This is a genomic window from Trebonia sp. (genome assembly GCF_030042015.1).
Taxonomy (GTDB): domain Bacteria; phylum Actinomycetota; class Actinomycetes; order Streptosporangiales; family Streptosporangiaceae; genus Trebonia.
The window spans coordinates 1-2,606 of the sequence record NZ_JASIAL010000504.1 but is presented as its reverse complement, the minus strand read 5'-3'; the positions used below and the strand labels follow the sequence as shown (position 1 = coordinate 2,606).

Sequence of the window (2,606 nt, the reverse complement as noted above, 5' to 3'; positions counted from 1 at the left end):
GAACGCCGTCCGCGGCAGCCGGTCCATGATGGCGCGGCGCAGCCGCGCGTCGAGCTCGCCGCGCGCGACCGGCCCGGGAACCAGGTCGAGCAGGCCCCGGCCCGGCGCCAGTCCCGGCAGCAGGCCGGCGTAGCTCTCGGCGGCCCGGTCGGTGAGGAAGCCGGCGAGCGCGCCAGGCGCGACATGCCGCCGGTCGGGGCTGAGCGGAAACGACGCGAGGAGCAGCGCGGGCAGGCCGAGCGGCTCGTCCGTCGGCGTGGGCGCGTGCACCACGGCGGGCACCCCGTCGGGCAGCGGGACCGGGACGTCGCCGTCGCCGCCCCCGCCGGGCGCGGCGACGGGCACCGCCCAGCGCACCGACCACCACGGCCGTGCCCGCTCCTCCGTCGGCCGGTCCGCGAGCAGCCCCTGGTCGAGCCGGCCGCCGGCCGCCGCGGTCCGCCACCGCTGCGCCGCGCTGTCGACGGTGATCGTGACGTCGGTCTCGTCGTGCTCGGCGGTGAGCACGCGGGTGCCGGCGTCGGTCACGATCCGCACCTCGGCCAGGGCGGGCAGGGCCAGCAGCAGCGCCGGGCCCGCCTGGGCGAGCAGCCGGCCGGCGAGCTCGCAGGCGGCGGCGTCCCGCAGCGGCAGGGTCACCGCGGTCGCGAACCCGTCCGGTGGCGCCTCGTCCGCGGCGAACGGCAGCCGCAGCACGGGGACGTGCCCCGACCGGGCCGCCAGCTCCCCGGCGAGCGCGGGAACCTGGCGGACGAGGTCCCTGGTCGCGTCCCGCGACCAGGACACGGCGCCGGTGACGGAGCAGATGCGCGGCGCGTCGCTGACCGCGACCACCGCGGCGAAACCCACCCCGAACCGGCCGACGGTCCCCGCCGGCCCGTCGGCTCCCCGCTTGCCTGAGGCGCGCAGCGTGGCCAGCGCCTCCACCCCCGCGGCGTCAAGCGGCGCCCCGGTGTTCGCCGCCACGAGCGTCCGGTCGCGCAGCGTCAGGCGCAGCCGGCCGGGCACTCCCGCGCGCGCCGCGGCGTCGGCGGCGTTCTGCGCGAGCTCAACCACGACCCGGTCCCGGTAGCCGCCCAGCGCGTAGTCTTCCTCGACGTTCGCGTCTTCGCGCAGCCGCGCGGGCGAGGCGGCCCAGGCCTGCAGCACCCGGCGGCGCAGCTCCGCGGTGCCGAACGGGTCGGCCAGCGCATCCACCACAGCCCGACCCTAATCCAAATCCAGGCGGTGCCGGTGCGCGGCCGGTACCGTAGGGCGCGTGGCGTCCTGGGCTGACCACGCCATCGTGTGGCACGTGTATCCGCTCGGCTTCACCGGCGCGGAGCGGGCGGCCGTGCCCGCGCCCGGCCCTGCCCGGCACCGGCTCCGCACGCTGGAGGCGTGGCTCGACTACGCGGTCGAGCTCGGCTGCAACGGGCTGCTGCTCGGACCGATCTTCGCCTCGCAGACACACGGCTACGACACCGTGGACCATTTCAGGATCGACCCGCGGCTTGGCGACGAGGACGACTTCGACGCGCTGGTGACCGCCGCCGGCCGGCGCGGCGTGCGGCTTGTCCTCGACGGGGTCTTCAACCACGTGGGCCGCGGGTTTCCCGCGTTCCAGGCCGCCGCCCACGGGGGAGCGGGGACGCCCGCGGCGCGCTGGTTCAAGCGGGACGACGACGGCGGCTTCGCGGTCTTCGAAGGCCACCGTCACCTGGTGGAGTTCGACCACGACGAGCCCGCGGTGCTCGGCTATGTGATCGAGGTGATGAACTACTGGCTCGGCCGCGGCGCGGGCGGCTGGCGGCTTGACGCGGCCTACGCGGTGCCGCCCGGCTTCTGGAGCAAGGCGCTGCCGGCGGTGCGCGAGTCGTTTCCCTGCGCGTGGTTCGTCGGGGAGATGATCCACGGGGACTACGCCGCCTACGCGGCCGACAGCGGGCTGGACGCGATCACCCAGTACGAGCTGTGGAAGGCGATCTGGTCCTCGCTCAACGACAGGAACTTCTTCGAGCTCGACCACGCGCTGCGGCGGCACAACGGCTTCCTCGACGGTTTCCCGGACGGGGCGGTGCCGCAGACGTTCGTCGGGAACCACGACGTGACCCGGCTGGCAACCCGGCTGACCGACGAGCGGCACGTCGGCCACGCGCTCGCCGTGCTGTTCTGCGTGGCCGGGGTGCCCAGCGTGTACTACGGGGACGAGCAGGCGTTCCGCGGGGCGAAGGAGCACAGGGAGGGCGGCGACGACGAGGTGCGCGCCCCTTTCCCCGCCTCTCCGGCAGGCCTGGCGCCGGACGGGTGGCGGTGCTACCGGCTGCACCAGCGGCTGATCGGGTTCCGGCGCCGTCATCCCTGGCTGGTGCGGGCGCGGACCGTCACCGAGCACCTGGCGCCGTCCGCGATGGCGCTGCGCATGGCGCCGGCCGGCGGCGGCGGGCGGGTGCTCTTGCTGCTGAATACCGGCGACGAGCCGCACCGGTTCCCGGTGGACCGCGCCGGCCTGGCGGCAGCCGAGACCGCGGCGGGCGGCGTGGCGCCGGACGACCCGCTGCTCGTCCCGGGGCACGCCTGGACGATCCTGGCGTGACCGGGCGGCCTTAGGCCGCGGGCGCGCCCGT

1 protein-coding gene and 1 pseudogene are annotated in these 2,606 nt (G+C 76.3%); one reads left to right on the top strand and one right to left on the bottom strand.

Going from position 1 to position 2,606, the window contains the following annotated elements:
• Window positions 1–1,197 (bottom strand): annotated as a pseudogene (locus tag Q1N79_RS27055) (hypothetical protein); the annotation flags it as partial.
• Between the two features lie 61 nt (window positions 1,198–1,258).
• Here Q1N79_RS27055 and Q1N79_RS27050 point away from each other — a divergent pair.
• The gene (locus Q1N79_RS27050; protein WP_300613834.1) at window positions 1,259–2,575 is read left to right on the top strand and encodes an alpha-amylase family protein; all 1,317 of its coding nucleotides are present in this window, start codon (window positions 1,259–1,261) and stop codon (window positions 2,573–2,575) included.
• The last annotated feature ends 31 nt before the right edge of the window (window positions 2,576–2,606 follow it).